Here is a 17,244-nt window from a genome sequence, read left to right on the forward strand (position 1 = left end):
AAGAACAGAGGTTTTCCAATGGAAATAGATATACTTGAGTTATCCGATAGGTCAGCAAAGTTCATTTTATCAGGCACAACTGCAGCTTTTGCAAATGGTGTCCGTAGGGCAATGCTTGCCGATGTACCGACGCTAGCGATCGATGACGTGAATATCTATAATAATACTTCTGTTCTGTATGACGAGCAGCTGGCATTGAGGTTGGGTTTGATCCCCCTCACATCCAGTCTTGAGGACTTTGTGCCGCAGGATAAGTGTACCTGTGAAGGTGGTGGCTGTCCTGCATGTACTGTCTCTCTGACTCTCAGCGCTGAAGCAGGTGAAGAGGAGCAGGTCATCGTTCATTCTGGTGACATTGTCTCATCTGATCCCAACGTACAGCCAGCAGACAAGAACATTCCTATAATTGATCTCAGGACTGGCCAGAAGGTTGTCCTTGAGGCAATTGCCCACATGGGTTATGGAAACAAGCATGCAAAATGGCAGGCAGGCGTTGCTTGCGGCTATAAGAACATGCCTGTGATAACCTTTGAGGGATGTGACAGGTGCGGCATATGCGTCAATGCATGTCCAAGAAACATAATTCAGCTCGGTGAAGAAACTGCTGAGATCTCCAAGGACGATCTTCTCAAGTGCTCATTGTGCAGATTATGTCAGGATTCATGTGATATAGATGCTATTTCTGTTGGTGTAGATGAAAGATCTTTCATTTTCACAATGGAATCTGATGGTTCATACACTGCTCAACAGTTAATCTTAAATGCAGTGAATACCATTAAGGGAAAAGCCTCTGAGATGCAAAACATCCTGAGCACACTGTAAATTGGAAATTTTAATTTCCTTTTTACTTTATATTTAATTTCAGAAGATCTCATTTGCGGGGGTTGCCCAGCCAGGCCAAAGGCGCTAGGTTGAGGGCCTAGTCTCGTAGGAGTTCGTGTGTTCGAATCACACCTCCCGCACCATTTTTCTTATTCTATTATTCTAATAAACTTATATTTTCACTCTGGCACTTTTGCTTAGTGGTTCTATATGGTCGGTAGCATCTGCTATGTGCTAGTAACTGATAAATCTAAAAAAAGAAAGGAGGATGCAAAAGCATCTCTCTGAACGTAATTCAGTGGATCCTGTCTCTTTTATTCGTCTTCTTCAATGTGCTCAGCAATACCCAGTACAACGATCTTCGTTTCTACCAGGGTATCAGACCCTTCAAGGATAACTTCATCCTTTTTGATATCGATGTTCACTGAATCCGGGTCAAGGCCTGCTTCTTTCATGTATTCATATATCGTGTCCTTTCCAAGTTTGAGGGCGTGTTCCAGTGCCTCTTCATATTCGTAGAAGTTCTCTCTTCCCTTTTCTGAATAAACGTAGAACTCCCAGTCCGGTGCTGCCATGGAAACCGGGCGTATCAGTATCTCAAACCTCCTGATACCTTTTGCAGCCAATGCTCCTGCGGCATTACCCACACTTGCGAATTCAGGCAGGATGATCTCTGCATCTATCAGTTTCTTCATCTCTTCAAGGTATGCTACCACAGGGCCGCCGATCAGCACCACCGGTACATGTACCTTGAACTGAATGGGTGATTCGACATCGAATATATTGCGTATCTCTTCTCTTGATATCTTTTCGAGGAAGAATGAAACAAGGTCTGCTGCCATGTTCTTGGCAAATTCTCTCTTTACATAAGATGCGAACTCCTCTGCTTCCATCTTATAAAGGGGGGCCAGGTGCTGTGCACCTATGCGTGAAGCTTCAGCATTGTATTCCGTATATTCTCCAAGCACATGCAGGGCATCTGTGGGTGTGAAACTGATAGGTTGTATCAGCCTTTTCTGCATGAGTGTATCCAGATGTTTTGATGCTGGGTATTTGTTGATACGCGAACGTATCTCCTTGAGGGATGTTGGCTCAGCAGGAATGGCATTGAGAATCTCTGTTTCTAAATCGGTCAGCTCGAGGGGTTCATAGTCTGTCCTTATGTAGAACTTGGTAGGCTGGAAGTTCCTCCCCAGTAATGCTTTGGAAGGCATTGGGTTAGTCGCAAGCTGCTCGAGGAATTTTGGAAACTGTGCTGCTGCCCTGCATAGTGGTATGACCCTTCGTGGTCCGAAGTTTACCTTTCCTGAACCGACCCAGATATCACTGTCACCTCCCAGTGCTGAGGTTTCCATCCTTATGGCCTTGACCCTTGTCTTCCATCCGCCTACAACAGCACCGGATTCACTCATTTCCGGTACGCCTTCTCTTATCACTGAAACGTCAGTACTTGTTCCTCCTACATCTATTACCGCACAACTGTCTTTCTTTGAGAGGAAAGAAGCGCCTACAAGACTTCCGGCAGGACCCGAGAATATAGATTCGATGGGTTTTTCCAGTGCACCCTTGATGCCAACTACCGACCCGTCACATTTGAGCATGAATATCTTGGCTTTCATTCCACGGTTGCGGATCTCGAATTCCACGCTTGACATGAACTTCTCCGTTATGGGCAGCAATTGTGCGTTGAAGAATGCCGTCACAGCCCTCTCAAATGCGCCAAGGTCCTGTGAAAGCTCATGTGCACATACCACTGGCATGCCTGTGATGTTCCTGACGATCTCTTTAACCCTCAATTCATGCTCATGGTTTCGAATGCTGAAATATGAAGAAACAGCAAATGCTGAGACGTGTTCTTTTGTCCTCTGTGCAAATTCCCTTACTGCATTTTCATCAAGTGGCTCTGCTTCAGCACCCTTGCTATCGTGCCCTCCTTTGACCTGTATAAAATGTTCTGTGGGCAGGTCTGTGCTGATAAAATAGTCTCCTACGAGGATGAGTCCCACAGGGAAACCGGTACCTTCAAGGATCGTGTTGGTGGAGAGGGTGGTCGATACTGACACAACATCTATCTGTGAAAGAATGTTCTGGTCGATCCCGTCAAGAGCTTCACGAATACCATCCAGTGGATCTGGATAGGTTGTCAAAGCCTTATAGGACGCAATTATAGAATCATCCGGGCTTCTTACAACAACGGCATCTGTATAAGTGCCTCCTGCATCAATTCCAAGATTTAGTTTCATGCTGATCTCCATTTACATAAATCGTATTCATGTCACAGTTCCTTAAGCCTGTAATCCGAATAAAGCGTATTCTCTATTTTCTGCGGGTTCTTTCTCATTGACACGAGGCGTGTCTTACCATACCTTCCCCTGCTTCTCACAGGTGCAGAAATAATCCCCTTCATGTCGAATTCTGAGACTATTCCGGAAACGCTGGTGCGTCCCAGAGGGTTAGTGCCAATCCGGTCACAAAATTTCCTGTAGAGCGTCTCAATTTGTCCTGTTGTGATCTTATCGTTCAGCTCTCTGGTCAACCTGATGATGCTAAGCAATACAAGTTTTGAATGTATTGGAAGATTTTCCAGTGAACTTACGAGATAGTTATCTCCCATCTCTTCATTTGCGATTAGCACATGGTTCTCAGTAACCTTTTCTGCATTCGAACTATCGGCGATGTCCCCTGCCCTTTCTAACAATCTCAGGGATTTTCCTGAATCATGTTCTTCCCCGGATAGCTCTGCACACAATGGGATGACTTCCTTTTCAACGACATCTTCCTCAAACGCAATGGCACAGCGCCCATTCAGTATTTGCTCGATCTGAACCTTGCTATATGGAGGATATACAATGTTCCTGTGTTGAAGTGATGAAACAATATTCTGCTCAATTCTCCCTGAAAAGAACATATCGTCAGTTATTCCAATGATGCCTATGAATATATCATCTTCGATGCTCATATTCTCGCCGGCATGGCTGAGGTCGTAGAGTATGCTGTGGTTTTTCAGCGCTTCGATCTCATCAAAGACCACAATGATTGTAGTTCTCTTTTCGTTCAGTGCTTTCCATAGCGCTCTATAATATTTGCCCATGGAAAGCCCGGTCTTTGGTACTTCTGTTTCTGGTGATACTTTATCCAAGATCTCAAGTATGATCTTGCTGGTCGTGTTGATCTTCCGGCAGTTGATAAAGACGGGGACAACATTAAGCCCTTCTTTCTCAATGGTCCCGGTAAGTTGTTTTAGAACGAATCTAACAACAGTTGTCTTGCCGGTTCCTTTTTTTCCGGATATCAGGGCATTTACAGGTTCTCCGTGGTGGAGTACAGGCCTGATCAGCGAAGCCATTTCTTTTACCTGCTCTTCTCTTCCAACAAGCTGGTCCGGAAGATATTGTGAAGATAGCACAGACCTGTTCCTGAATATCTGTATTCCGTTTATTCCGAAAATATCATTCATGATGATTCCACGAATCTTATTCAATACCGCAGTATCCGCTAACCTCTGCAAACACATCTCTGTAGAGTCCCATGTATTCATCTGTGGGTCTCATTTCATATTCCGATCTTACGTCATAGCATTCTCTGAAAGGCTTACCTTCGGGAGCATGTACCAGCAAGTTCTCATATTTTTTGTAGATCTTTCGGACAGCTTCATCTGCTTCTGCAAGTGACAGGTTTGTAGCCATGTGTGCAACTTCTCCCATGAACCGGGATTCAAGTCCTGTGGAGTGGTCTGCACCCGCTCCGCGAGCTCCGACAGGCCCGATAAGCATGTCCCTTCCGGAAACAGTGTCTCCAATAGCCTGTGCAGCGGTCTCATAGAACATCATGTCAGTACAGCATCCTGCAAGATTCCAGTAATATCGTGCTGTGTAGTGGTGCATGTTGCGTGAAATGGCAATGGATGATAGATTAGATCCCCACATGATCTCTTTTGTTGAGGATGAATTTGTATTCACATGCACTGCGCCGGACACGTGCACACTTGCACCGGTAAGTATCTTTGACTGGATGGTCTCTGCTACATCAACGATAGCCAGGCCTTCGGGTGTACCAATACCTGTACCTCCGAAAACCGGACATTGCCCGCTCAGGAAATGATTTCCGTGCTCAAGGTGGAATATGGATTTGTAGAATGTTTCATAGTCGGTCTTAAGTTCATCCAGCTGATAGACCTCCTGAACATCTGCATTGGAGTAAAGTTCATCAGAAGATACCAGCATGTATGCCGGTGAAATAGTTGGTGTTCCCGGCCCCATCAATGCAAGACCTTCACGTCCTGCAAGTTTTGTTGCAAGCCTTTCCTCTCTCGCTTCTTTCAGGGCAGCAAGCATTTCAAAAGGTGTTTTACCGCGTATTCCTTTTCCACCCATCTTTTCCAGGGCGCCTGCATATAAGCCCTGTACGATAGGCTCCATGGCCGAGCTTAAGTGAACTTCAAGGAAGTTTTCCTCGGAAACCGTACCTCCCATGGGACCTCCGATTATAACCGGTGGTTCGGAGTCCATTGTGTATCTAAAAGGAACTATGACCTTTTCTTTTAGTCTTCCGATCTCAAGCATCTCAGAGGTGTTCAGGGATTTGATAATATCCTCTTCTTCGATCTTTATCGTTTTCTTTGTGTCGATACAGTAGATCCCCTGGGATGTCAAAAGCTGGACTGCAGCTTCAAATACAGAGTCTGCAAGGCTCGTATCAGTTGGAACGATACTCTCGCCATCATATTTGATATCATATTCCTCTGCCAGTTCCTGTGATCGCATGAACACTTCCATGTCATGTTTTTCTTCGGACTTTTCTTCCCCGGTGGTAGCATATTTGAGGAATTTGTAGATATTGTTCATAATATTGACTCCTTTGTTTTTCATTAATGGTTTTGTTTTTATTTTATGGACATTCCATGCAAATAGACTCTAAACCTCTATTGACATGGGGCTTTATATATAGTTTTCCATGTTTTCATTATCTAACCACGATTGACATGGAAAATATTTGGTAATTATGTCTAATTATTTATTATCTTTAACATATGGCAGAATACTTTCACCCCGCTTGGCAGTCATTAATATATCCAGAAGTGATACTGTTTATTGAGGTGAAATATATGGATGACTTCTTTACAGAACTGGTAAACAGGGCAAGATATTATGAACAATTCGAAGAATTCGTAAGAGCGCACAAATGAGCTCGTTTAAATACTGGCCGTAGTTCCTCCATCCCGTCAGGATTGTTTGCTTTCGCTGCGGCCCCTCTTTTTCAAATTGTTTTTTCTTTTGAATAACGTCTGTTTGCTTTCGCTTTGATGTATTCGAATGTGTTCGATGATCAATATTGGCTTTTATTCGTTTTCCGGACCTTACTAATAAAACGCGTCGTTCGATGCTGTTCTTTCCTTTTCTGTTCAGCCAGGCGTGCCTGGTAGATGCGAATTGAGCGTAAGAAATCGATCTTGCGGAACTCCGGCCAGAATGGTGCACAGAAGTATGCGGCACATTCATTCCCGTTGGCCTGCCACGGCAGAAAATTTGATACTCTTTCATTTCCTCCTGTGCGTATTATAAGGTCAACGTTAGATACGGCTGCTCCTTCTGCAGGACAAAAATGATCGCCAATTGTGGTTTCGTTAATATCGTCCAATGATAGCTGACGCTTCAGTACCTTATCTGCCATTTTCCTGACCGCCTGTACGATATCCTGTCTTCCGCCATATGCTAGGGCAACGTTCAGGTTGAATTTGTCATAATCCTTCGTTGCCTGTTCAATTCTTTCAGCTGATTCCTGAAGGTCCTCTGGCAGGAGGGTGCGGTCTCCTATCACACGCACTCTTATCTTTTTTTCATGTGTGCGTTCGCTTTCTCGCATATGATCGAACTTCTTTCCAATAAGCTCAAAGAGTTGCACTGTTTCATCGGTGGAACGATTGAAGTTCTCTGTAGAAAATGCATAAATCGTAAGTTCCTTCACACCGATCTCATATGACCATTCTATAACCTGCTCGGTTATATCGGCTCCTCTTGAGTGTCCGTAATTTGTCTTTTTCCCAAATTTGTTGGCAAACCTGCGGTTTCCGTCCATAATTATAGCTATATGTTCCGGGACAGGTCCGCTTTTAACGTCTCTTGAAAGGGACCTTTCATAAGTGCCATAGAAAAGGTTCAGTATGGATCTTATCATGAAGATTCCACCCAAAGAACTAACAAAAGAGAATGGGTGACATCCTGTGGATGCTCAATAGTTGTCAAGAACTGCCTTAACTATAGGTTTATAGTCTTCTTTCAGCAGGTAGATATTATGGTCACCGGTTACGTCTATACTGAGTATGCCAAGTCTCGTGTTCATGAGGCCAACCATTGCTGAAACACCTCTGTAACTCACATCAAATTTTTTCTCGTTAAGATGTTTGTAGACATCGCCTGTAGTGAAGGTTCCTCCTTCCAGGAAGAGTTTCAACACATCTTCACGTATACCTGTATCATCACGGCCTAAATATTTAATAAGCCTTGCTTTAACCCGGTCTTCAATAGTCTCCAGCACAAACACCTCATTTACATCTATGTAATTTCTATTTATAAACTTATGCTAATTTATTTGTTTTATGATACAGGACGCGTTTCCACTACAACATTAATCCTTATAAATGTTGGTATCAGAGTGGGATTACCTCAACAACCAGTCCATTTTCAAAAGGATATCTCTCAATGATCGATGGAACAAATCCTTCATCTTTTAATTCTTCTGCCATGTCCTCGATGAGCCACCAGGGTAACTCTATAGTTTTATCCTTTACTTCGAACAGGTCATCAGATAGTTCGAACTGATGTAATACCTCAATCATTCTGTCAGTATCAGCACCTTCAATGGATCCATAAACAATGGTTCCTTCTTCCGTTATCTCATCGATCTGGCGTGCTGTCTTTCTGGCTATCCTGAGCAGACGTTCACGCAGTTGTCCTGCATCCTTATATCTTGACGAACAAAAATGTATCTTTGGAACATTGTCTGCAAGTTCGATCGCATATGCTTCCGATCCTTCCACAGCGTTGCTCGTGTCGTTCTTAAGCAGAAAATTCCTCTCTTTCATAGCTATCGCATTTGTATCTGCGAATTCGAGTTCGTTGAGGTTCAGGAAACAACCTGTGTCTATGAGAACATCCCTGACATCGCTCACTCCTTCTATGGAGGGTATTTCCATGCCAGCTTCCATGCCAAGTTCAATGGAATCCTTTATTGCACGCTCAAAATCAGATCCTTTAAGCTTCTTCCACAAATGTCGTGGTGGGTGGAATCGGATCTCATCCAGTCCGGCTTCTGAAAGGGCTTTTAGTAAATTCCTGTTAGGGGCGATCGAAGTGTACAGATGTATGTGATGTTCTTTACCAAACTGTTCTTTCAGAAGTTTGATGTAATGCAGGACCAGGTCCGACCTTATAAGTGGCTCTCCTCCGGTAATACCTGTTCCCAAAGCATCCATCTGGAGCACTTCATTGATAACATCCTCATCGCTTTTCACCAGACGTTCATTGGCATAGGTGACATCCTTCTTTCGTTCCTCTGAAAGTGGACAATAGAAACATCCCCTTCCGCATATACCAGTAATGAAAAGCACCATCTTGGCACCTTTCTGGCACAGTTTGCAGCCTTCTGTGAGATAATTGTAGAAAGACCCTTTATCCGTATGGATTATCTCTTTCATATTGTCGTTCATATTTCCTCTTGTATATAAGTCTGGTTTAGATGCAAAAGCGTATCTATTTTGTGATATTATTGTTTGAAGATGAGTAAGGCAGAAGGCTGTATAGCTGTCATCGGATGCAATAATTGTGGCAAATGTGATAACATTTGTCCCCACGGGGCTTTACAACGCAGGGATGGAAAGGTCAGCATTGATTATAGCAGATGCACGGGTTGCATGAAGTGTATCAATGTCTGTCCTGTGAAAGCTCTTGTCTATGTGGATTGATCCCATTTTGAATGTTGTTTTTTGATAATTCTCTTTTGAGTATCGGGTTTGGAGATTGCTTTTGAACATCGGGTTTTGGAATTTCCTCTTGAAATACTGCTTTTTGGATATTGTCATATAAGCCCTCTGAAGAATATCCTTGAGACTATTGCAGTGACAGTAAAAACTATTATGGAGATCGGCAGTGACTGCCCGAGATCATACATGAATTGTGTTCTTTCTCCTCCATTTTCGATCGTACTTGAAAATCTCACAAGAATGGCTGTGATGAGTATGAGGTATATCCCAATTGACAGCATGAACAGGTCTGGTGATATTGTCTGGTCAAGATTTTCAGGAGATATCTGTGCAGGTCCGGGGACGATATTCTGAGGAAGTCTTGAAACTCCTTCTGCAACGTTCTGGAGGATCCTGGAGATTACTTCCGAGAGCGCTATCGTCACACCTGCGATAAGTGGTGCAAATATGCAGGCGGTCGTTCTCATTGTGGACGTCATATCATACAATGAGTGCTTGATGTTCTTCTCCACAGCCTGCAACTCTTTCAGATGGTCAGCAAGTTTGATAATTGCAATACCTGCTGAAAGATGACTTTTATGAACGCTCTCCGTGAACATGATCATTGTGGTCTGGATCCTGTCTGAATATATGTCCTTGAAAGCCCCGAACTCCTCGTCGAATATTGCAGCTCTTATGTTCGTTCGCATGGTTATCAGGTTGATAGAGATCCTTTCGAACACTTTTCCGATATGTGAACCTTTCATGGTCTTAGATGTGTGTGCAAATGATTCTTCCGCAGAACGCCCTTCTGATATCCTTCTACCAAGTATGAACAATGCATCTGCAAATTCACTTTCCATCTTGTGGATATCGTCGCGTATCTTCTTGTATGGGGAATATGCCGCATTCATGTAGATGGAAAAAGCAATTACTATTCCCCAGATGATGAGCAATGTGGGAGGCATTATCCCTTCAAGGGTTGCTGTTGAAATTATGTTCAGGGGATTTCCAAGATATGTGTAAATGTAACCTGAAAAACTGACGAAGAGCCCGATCATAACTGCCATGGTAGTTGCAACTTTTCTCTTTTTTCTTATGTCCTTTAGCTGTGGATGGGTTTCCGGAATGGTTTGGGGAAGAAATGTTGCCGGTCGCTGCATCAGGATATATTCAGCGTATACAAAAGTGGCAAGTGGCAGGATCACATTATAGAGTATTACAAGGGTCAAAGCGTCGAACCTTATTCCTACAACGGTAATTGCAGGTAACAATGCCACAAGTGCCAGGGGAATAAGTATGAAGATCGAATACAGGACGTATGTTGGGGTCTTCAGGCGTGCTGCATACTGTTCCATCATTTCCTTTGTACCATCCAGCACGATGTCCAGGGCGCGGTTAAGTGTAATGACCCTCTGGGCTTCGTCAGGTTCGCTGGTTGAACTTTTGATAAGGTGAAGGGAACGTTTGAAATGTTCACTGTTCTTCCCCCACATCTCTGCAAAATCCAGCAATGCATCATCCATGCTTGAATACATGCGCACCTGAAGGTTCCAGAGCATCTTCCTGAGATCATTTGCAAGTGGTCTGTTTGAGTTCAGCGCAGCAAAATGGATTGCCTTTTCCATGTTCGAGACAAGTCTCATGGACATTACCACGTAGCTCAGGACTTCGGGGATGTCTCCTATGGATCGTATCTTCATGTATTTGGCATGAATCTTCACATACTCGCTCAGGTAAAGCAGTATTCCGAAAGGTACAAGCAATGTCATCAGGGCTACGAATGTCAGTACAGTTGGGTTGAACGTGGTGATCTGGAAAAGCACTGCATCCAGAGTGAGAAATATGATAAGGGCTATCAACGAACCTGCGTAAGAGAAAAGCACGGTTTCGAAAGGCTCTATCACAAATCCTGTAAAGATGATCGCATCCCGGTATTCCTGACTGACCGATCCTTCGGTCTTTTTAGAAAAAGCATTGATGTCTCTTATGAATCTGGAAAAGTGAAGTGATGTGAATTTGCAGCCACGCACATACCAGTTCTCTGACATTCCTGTTTCCATTTTACCACTCCTGTCAAAAGTAGGCCGAGGAGAAATTGTCGAACCAACTGTTCCATTTCTCATAGACCTTTTCATAGTCCGGTCCGCCGACATTGTTCTTTTCCATATCCATGTACAGCCAGAAAATGTTGTTTGCTTTGCTCACCACATCTGCTTCCACAAGTCTGGGATTAAGTGAACCCGCATGGGCTATTTTCTGCTTTATCCTTGCTCTTATACGTATGTTGAGCGATGCATCATCGATGTTGATCCCCCATTTGCGTGCGATCTTCTCAATAAGCTCGGACTGTCCCCTGTCCAGTATATCTGTAGGGACCAATGAGTCATCAGCAGCGTTGTATCGCATGATCTCTGCAAAGATCTCCTCCGGGTCAGCATCGTCATCCCAGCCAGTGGTAACCTCTGAGATCTGCGTCAGTCTGCGTTTCTTGCTCATGCCTCCTCCGACCCGTGTGTTGGTACAGACCACCACTGCATCAGTTGACTTGAAAGATGCAGGTGGCACTCCAAGGGTGTGTACTATACGCTCATAAACCGCTCTTGTGGATGCTCCGTGTATGGTTCCCAGAACAGAATTGCCTGCAGTACCTACCTGCATTGCTTCATAAAGCACTTTGACCTCAGGTCCCCTGACCTCTCCAATAACGAGCGAGGAATTCCCAAGACGCAGGGCTGCACGTAATGCAATATCAGGGCTCACCTCTATACTGGTATTCAGTATCGATGAGCGTGAGCTCATGCCCTGGATCTTCCATCCCAGCTGCTGCAGGTCCTCAATGGGAATTTCTCTTGTGTCCTCTATTGTCAGGATACGATATTTCTGAGGGATCTCCATCATCATTGCAGACAGCAGTGAGGTCTTGCCTGCTCCCACGTCTCCTGCTACAAGTATCGATGCTTCCCCATCCATTAGGAAGCTCAGGAGGCCGGCTGTAAGAGGTGAGATCGATCCGGTATTGATGAGCTTTGGTAATGTCCAAGGTGTTCTTGCATGTTTCCTGAAGGCATAAGCAAGCCCATTGGCACTTAGAGGATCACCGATAACGGATACACGAACTCCGAATTCCGGAAGCTCCATCTCCAGTATGGGAGTTGCTTCCCCGAAAGGCCTGCCACTAATGGCTCGAAATCTTGAGACCATGGAGTCCAGGTCGTCCTGTGAAAGGAAGATGTTGGTGATACATTCATCTCCATCCACTACTACATGGACCGGGTTGATGTCTGCAGGTGCATTCACATAGACATCCGTGATCTTCGGGTCTGAAAGCACATCTTCCAGTATTCCCAGGCCAGTGGTGTATTTTGCAAGAATGTCAGAATATGTCTTCATTTCAAGTGGATTAAGCGTGATTCCATGAACCTTTGAATCCTCTTCAAGCATCCGTTTTCCGATTCTGCGGATGTATTCCCTTGAGTTCACAGGATCTGCGAAGTTCATGTTGTCAGGACGGAATCTTATCAACTTTTTCCTGACCCGTTCGATCATGCCGAGGTCTTCATGGGACAGGTTGTATTCAAGGGGAATCACCATGTACAGCTTTTCAGGTCGGTCCGTCATCTCATATATGGAGATCTGAAGCATCCTTCCATCGTTGTTCCTGACGTCATAACATTCCATGAATTGGGTATTCTCGGGTGGTTCTGTGTATATGCGAGACGTTGAAAAGGCGGGTCTTACGTGAGGTTTGATCTGTTTATCATAATCATACCCAATTTGATCGCTACCATCGCTACCATCGTTGTCAGTATCAATGTCATCATCGCAGGCAATTTCGCAGGTCAGATCGATGTTAAGTTCAGAAGTAATCTCCTGCATTTCCCTGACAATGGAATGGAAGTTTGCAATACATCCTGAGCATTCCGGATGGTCAGGGATCTCGATCATCTCAATGTTGATCTCTTTAAGGAGCTTGTATGATACTGATGGTTCACTCTTTGAGCAACTGATGATGTTATTGACCAGTTCCTTTCTATAAGAAATGCAGTTGTCATATTCCCTGTGTGAACAATTGCATGTAACCTGGACATTATTGTAGTTTGCAAGAGCATCTCCAAACTTTGCAAATTCATACAGGATCGCAAGTTCCTTTCCTTCATAGTCGCGCTCGTAAAGGTGGGAAAGAATAAGCCTGTTCGATATGGGTTCTGTAAGAATGATATTGAATATCATCTCACGGCAGACGGGATTATTGAGGGTAGAAGATCGCTTGCATTGAGAACAATTTATCTGTATGGTCCTCTGGTTCTTCGTCTGGCGAATCCTGTACTGACAGATATTTTCAGATTCCGGTTTCCTTTTTCGGATTGGATTGTGCAAATAACTTCGGAGTTTCACGTTTTTTATCCTTAGATGATTTGCACAAGCATATTGTCAGCAATTATTAAAATATTCCTAGATTCTTTAGTCTTCATATAAATTTAATATTAGTTCTATAATGTGGGGTCGATTCAGTTGCTAAAAATGGGTGAAGAAAGGCTGGAATTCTGATCGTACTGCTTCTTTCCTTTCCTTTCTTTTCTCGGCTCAGTTCAGACTACTGCCGATCAGTTTTAAAGTGTTCTGATGGTCAGATTGTTCAAACGATTGGATGGTCGTTCTTGTCTCCCCTTCCAATTCCCTTGTACACAAAGCCATTACTGATGTACGTATCCGGATCTACAACATTCCTTCCATCGACAATTATTGTATTTTCCTTTCCAGTCAACTGTTTTAGTTGTTCTGGTCCAAGTTCAAAGTAACCGGAATGCCCGGTCATTATTGCAATAACATCTGCACCTTCTACAACTTTATCAAGGTCCTTTATGATCTCCACGCCAGGATAGTTCAGAACATGCGGGTCGTGTACCAATACATCAGCTCCTCCCTTTACCAGAAGATCCCTGTAAGGCTCTGACGGTGGGTTACGTGCATCATCAGAATCATTGATAAATGCCCATCCAAGAATAGCTATCTTTGAACCTTTTACTTCCCTATCGATGCGCTTCAAGGCTTCCTTTGTCAGATGATACATGTGTTTTGGCATAAAGTCATTTACCTTTCTTGCAAGTACAAAAATGGAATCCATGTCCTCAGGGTAATCAAGTGTTCCTTCGCTGGTCGTAACTCCTCTCTCGAGGTGGTATGTGTCCTTGGTCAGGCAATGCCCTCCCACACCTGCCCCGGGGTATAGTATTGCACGTGTGATCCCTTCACCTTTGAGACTGTCAATTCCTGCTCTCACATCGTAAACATTGATGCCCATGGCTTCACAGTACAATGCCAGCTGGTTGATTGCTGCTATCTGCAGGTCCCTGAAAGTGTTCTCCGCGGTTTTGGTAACCTCTGCGGCCCTTGCTGTCATCGGTATTATCTTGCCTTTTGTTAGTACCGGGCTGTAAAGTTCCACTGCGCGCTTTGTGCTGGCTTCATCGATGCCACCCACAATACGGTCGTGTTCCTGTATGTTCTTCAGCAGGCGACCAACCATGACTCTTTCCGGAGCATGTGCAAGTGCAAAGTCCTCACCGGCTGTCAGTCCGGACTCTGCTTCAAGGATCTGCCTGGCAAGTGTATCTGTGGTTCCGGGAGTTATGGTAGATTCGAGTACTACGAGCATACCTTCTTTCAGGTACTTTCCTACATTGCGTATGCCATCAGTGAGTGCACTAAAATCTGGCTGGAGGCTTGCAGGGTCGGAGAAAGGTGTTTGTATTGCAAGGGTAACTGCATCGAGTTCGGATATTCTTGAAAAATCCGGCGTGCATTCAAATTTGCCCTCGTCAACTACTTTCTTTAGTAGTTCTTCCAGACCGGGTTCTTCTCCTTTTAGAGGACTTTCTCTATGGTTGAGCATTTCGATCTTGTAACCGGAACTCTTAGAGTCCCTCTGGAATCCCAGAATATGGTCAAATTTATCGGAGTTGGCAAAAAGAGCAGCTGCAGGGATTCCCACGTACCCCATTCCAAGCACACCTATCTTTTTGATAGGACCTCTGTTTTCAAGGATTGAACCTAATTTGTCTGTCATGGTTACCACTATCTCAGTTTTATTTTGATGTATATGCAAGTACCATAATATATATTCTTTAAATAGTATTTAGTCTTTTCAAATATATGGTCTTTCTACTATTACATATAATCAGGAAAGGAAATTAAAATAACAGCCAAAAATTGAAAAAGTATAATGTATGTTCACGATGCTGAAGTCATTCCAAAGCTGCAATTACAGTTTCACTCCAGCGTTGGGAATGGTATCATTTTAGGAGTCCTTTGGACAAAAGAACTGAATTAAGAGCATCAACCAGATCAGTTCTTTTCTCCAAGGTCATCATTATACGCTCTGGCAATTTAAGAATGGATTTTCTGTATCGGGTTGCAACAAAATAACTTAGTAAAGCCAGTATAAAGCCGCCGATCATGTCAGTGATCCAGTGTATTCCGAGATACAGTATCGTAAACTGGATAGCAACTGTGGTTGCCAGTGAAAATATTTTGAACCTCGTCAGATTGGTTCTGAACACCATTAACATGGCCATGGCAGATAATGCTGCATGAAGGCTAGGGAAGCAATTGTCAAGGAACGGGTCGACAATTGTAACGCCTTGCAGGATTATGGGGCTAAGGTCATACAACAGGGGTACAACATTTGGCAATGTAAAACCTGTTACCGGGGTAGGTACATAAATATAAAATGGCAGTGCTACCAGGTAGATCGCGACGAAAGCGATAGTATATTCCTGCAAAACCTCGAGGTTTTGTGTATACATGAGTAATAAGAATGTAAAGATCAGCAGAAAGGAAAATCCAATTAAATAAACGGTCGCACTGGCGTATGTCAACATTGGGGTGGCAAAATTCTGGAAGTAGGCGACCGTATCCCCTTCGATCAGGATCATATATCTGGCATAGTTGGTGTATGTTCCCCTGTCCAGAAAATAGATGATTGCCAGCTGGGATTTTACAAGTATGTAGACAAAGCATGCTGACAAAAGATATGGTAATGTATCCAGGGAAAACATCCCCTTGTAGTTCCTCTTATGATCGTTTTTAAAATTTTCCGGCACAAAGATGTAGTAAGCCACAGCTATCAGACAGATCAGTATGGGAATCATTATTAAAGGCATTAGATATGAAGATGTTATTTCCTATCAATCCGTGTCGTTCAAATAAATCGATCAGACCGGCTTCATTTTAACATACTTCGGGTATATGTGGTTTATGTACATTTCATCAAAATTTTCTTACAAACAAAATAATCAAAAGAGGATAAGGTATGTAAAAATGTGATGTAAGGGCATGTTACATGAGTTGCTGAAAAAGCATGTTCATGTAACAAATAGATCTTATGAGAATCAGTTCACTTCTTGCTTTCTTTCTTTTTCTGAACGATCTTCTCCATCTTTTTAGCCCACATGTCTTCGTTCATATCAGTGTATTCGCATTCAAGATAGTGCTCAACAGCAATGGTTAGTGCTTCTTTTGTAGATGAGCTGTTGCATTTTTTCTTTAATTCCTGTAGTTGCTCTTCTGCAAGGACTGTTTGTGCGTGTACTATCTTCATATGTTTGTCTCCTGTTTTTGAAGTAATTCTCCTCACTGCCCATCATGATAATAATCATATATAGCTTTGTCGAATTCTCCTTCCGGGAAGTTTCTTGAAGCTAATTCATTATTACATTTTTATATATGTGTGACAATAATATCTCATTCTTCAATTGATCTACAGCGTTCTTTTGTCCTGTATTTTAACCAATAAGTTTAAAAGAATGATTAACATTACAGGAGTAGCGCGAGGGCGTGTGGCCTAGCCAGGATATGGCGGCAGCCTCCTAAGCTGTAAACCAGGGGTTCAAATCCCTTCACGCCCGCCATTATTCTTCTATCATTTTTACAAACACAGGAGCTTGTATATTGATCAGGAAAGCTGAACTAAAGGATGTTGATGCCATTAAAAAGATCATCAATTATTATGCAAGCCAGGACCAGATGCTTCCTCGCTCGGTCAGTGAACTCTATGAGGCTATCCGTAATTTCTATGTTTATGAAGTAGAAGGGGAATTCGTTGGTTGCTGTGGGCTTCAGGTCCTATGGGTGGATCTTGCCGAGGTCCTGTCCTTTGCGATACTTCCGGAATATAGGGAAAAAGGGATCGGTACCCAACTTCTGGACGCCTGTCTTAATGATGCCCGGGAACTTGGTGTTACAAAAGTGTTCACATTGACCTATGCACCTGTTTTTTTTGAGAAGAATGGGTTCAAACGTGTGGATAAATCGTCCCTTCCTCATAAGATCTGGAGTGGCTGTATCAAATGTCCGAAGTTTCCGGATTGTGATGAGATCGCGCTTTCCATGCATATTTCCTGATCTTCTGATCGATGTGCAGTATTTATAAATCCTAAGATACATCTGTTGAGTTAGTTTCA

Annotated in this window: 14 protein-coding genes and 2 tRNA genes; 5 read left to right on the forward strand and 11 right to left on the reverse strand. The window is 43.5% G+C overall.

The genetic code is table 11. The annotated features are described in order from the left end of the window. Positions 1 to 18: 18 nt before the first annotated feature. Positions 19 to 822: a DNA-directed RNA polymerase subunit D gene (locus tag E7X56_RS08480; protein ID WP_135606346.1), complete on the forward strand. Its 804-nt coding sequence runs from the start codon at positions 19 to 21 to the stop codon at positions 820 to 822. 55 nt (positions 823 to 877) lie between these two features. Continuing rightward, a tRNA-Leu gene (locus E7X56_RS08485) sits at positions 878 to 965 on the forward strand. Positions 966 to 1,136: 171 nt separating this feature from the next. On the opposite strand, the gene E7X56_RS08490 is transcribed toward E7X56_RS08485, so the two are convergent. From E7X56_RS08490 to E7X56_RS08515, 6 genes are all read right to left on the reverse strand, one after another. Then, a complete protein-coding gene (locus E7X56_RS08490) occupies positions 1,137 to 3,065 on the reverse strand; it encodes a hydantoinase/oxoprolinase N-terminal domain-containing protein (protein WP_135606347.1) in 1,929 nt (642 codons plus the stop codon). Between the two features lie 32 nt (positions 3,066 to 3,097). Continuing rightward, positions 3,098 to 4,279 carry a Cdc6/Cdc18 family protein gene (locus E7X56_RS08495; RefSeq protein WP_167879490.1) on the reverse strand — a complete coding sequence of 394 codons (1,182 nt, stop codon included), beginning with the start codon at positions 4,277 to 4,279 and terminating at the stop codon, positions 3,098 to 3,100. Between the two features lie 16 nt (positions 4,280 to 4,295). Beyond that, the gene (locus E7X56_RS08500) at positions 4,296 to 5,666 is read right to left on the reverse strand and encodes a monomethylamine:corrinoid methyltransferase (protein WP_135606349.1); all 1,371 of its coding nucleotides are present in this window, start codon (positions 5,664 to 5,666) and stop codon (positions 4,296 to 4,298) included. 481 nt (positions 5,667 to 6,147) lie between these two features. Next, entirely contained in the window at positions 6,148 to 6,996 is an 849-nt protein-coding gene (uppS, locus tag E7X56_RS08505) for a polyprenyl diphosphate synthase (RefSeq protein ID WP_135606350.1), read from the reverse strand. A gap of 54 nt (positions 6,997 to 7,050) precedes the next feature. Beyond that, the gene (locus tag E7X56_RS08510) at positions 7,051 to 7,362 is read right to left on the reverse strand and encodes a DUF2551 domain-containing protein (RefSeq protein WP_177165267.1); all 312 of its coding nucleotides are present in this window, start codon (positions 7,360 to 7,362) and stop codon (positions 7,051 to 7,053) included. Positions 7,363 to 7,468: 106 nt separating this feature from the next. Next, a complete protein-coding gene (locus tag E7X56_RS08515; RefSeq protein ID WP_244603467.1) occupies positions 7,469 to 8,527 on the reverse strand; it encodes a radical SAM protein in 1,059 nt (352 codons plus the stop codon). Between the two features lie 69 nt (positions 8,528 to 8,596). On the opposite strand from E7X56_RS08515, the gene E7X56_RS08520 reads away from it, so the two are divergent. Continuing rightward, on the forward strand, positions 8,597 to 8,782 hold the full coding sequence (locus E7X56_RS08520) for a 4Fe-4S binding protein (protein ID WP_135606351.1): 186 nt from the start codon (positions 8,597 to 8,599) through the stop codon (positions 8,780 to 8,782). 113 nt (positions 8,783 to 8,895) lie between these two features. On the opposite strand, the gene E7X56_RS08525 is transcribed toward E7X56_RS08520, so the two are convergent. The 5 genes from E7X56_RS08525 to E7X56_RS08545 all read right to left on the reverse strand — a co-directional run bounded on the left by E7X56_RS08525 (position 8,896) and on the right by E7X56_RS08545 (position 16,382). After that, positions 8,896 to 10,842 (reverse strand): hypothetical protein, encoded by a 1,947-nt coding sequence (locus tag E7X56_RS08525; protein WP_244603468.1) that lies wholly within the window; start codon positions 10,840 to 10,842, stop codon positions 8,896 to 8,898. 13 nt (positions 10,843 to 10,855) lie between these two features. Beyond that, positions 10,856 to 13,159 (reverse strand): type II/IV secretion system ATPase subunit, encoded by a 2,304-nt coding sequence (locus tag E7X56_RS08530; protein WP_244603469.1) that lies wholly within the window; start codon positions 13,157 to 13,159, stop codon positions 10,856 to 10,858. Between the two features lie 259 nt (positions 13,160 to 13,418). Beyond that, the gene (locus E7X56_RS08535; RefSeq protein ID WP_135606352.1) at positions 13,419 to 14,849 is read right to left on the reverse strand and encodes a nucleotide sugar dehydrogenase; all 1,431 of its coding nucleotides are present in this window, start codon (positions 14,847 to 14,849) and stop codon (positions 13,419 to 13,421) included. 226 nt (positions 14,850 to 15,075) lie between these two features. Further along, a complete protein-coding gene (locus E7X56_RS08540) occupies positions 15,076 to 15,945 on the reverse strand; it encodes a phosphatase PAP2 family protein (RefSeq protein WP_135606353.1) in 870 nt (289 codons plus the stop codon). Between the two features lie 233 nt (positions 15,946 to 16,178). Continuing rightward, the gene (locus tag E7X56_RS08545; RefSeq protein ID WP_091690606.1) at positions 16,179 to 16,382 is read right to left on the reverse strand and encodes a DUF5371 family protein; all 204 of its coding nucleotides are present in this window, start codon (positions 16,380 to 16,382) and stop codon (positions 16,179 to 16,181) included. 232 nt (positions 16,383 to 16,614) lie between these two features. Here E7X56_RS08545 and E7X56_RS08550 point away from each other — a divergent pair. Further along, positions 16,615 to 16,692: transfer RNA gene (locus tag E7X56_RS08550), tRNA-Arg, on the forward strand. 40 nt (positions 16,693 to 16,732) lie between these two features. Then, a complete protein-coding gene (locus tag E7X56_RS08555) occupies positions 16,733 to 17,185 on the forward strand; it encodes an N-acetyltransferase (protein WP_091690607.1) in 453 nt (150 codons plus the stop codon). The last annotated feature ends 59 nt before the right edge of the window (positions 17,186 to 17,244 follow it).

The organism is Methanococcoides sp. NM1, from assembly GCF_900774285.1.
In the GTDB taxonomy this organism is placed as follows: domain Archaea; phylum Halobacteriota; class Methanosarcinia; order Methanosarcinales; family Methanosarcinaceae; genus Methanococcoides; species Methanococcoides vulcani.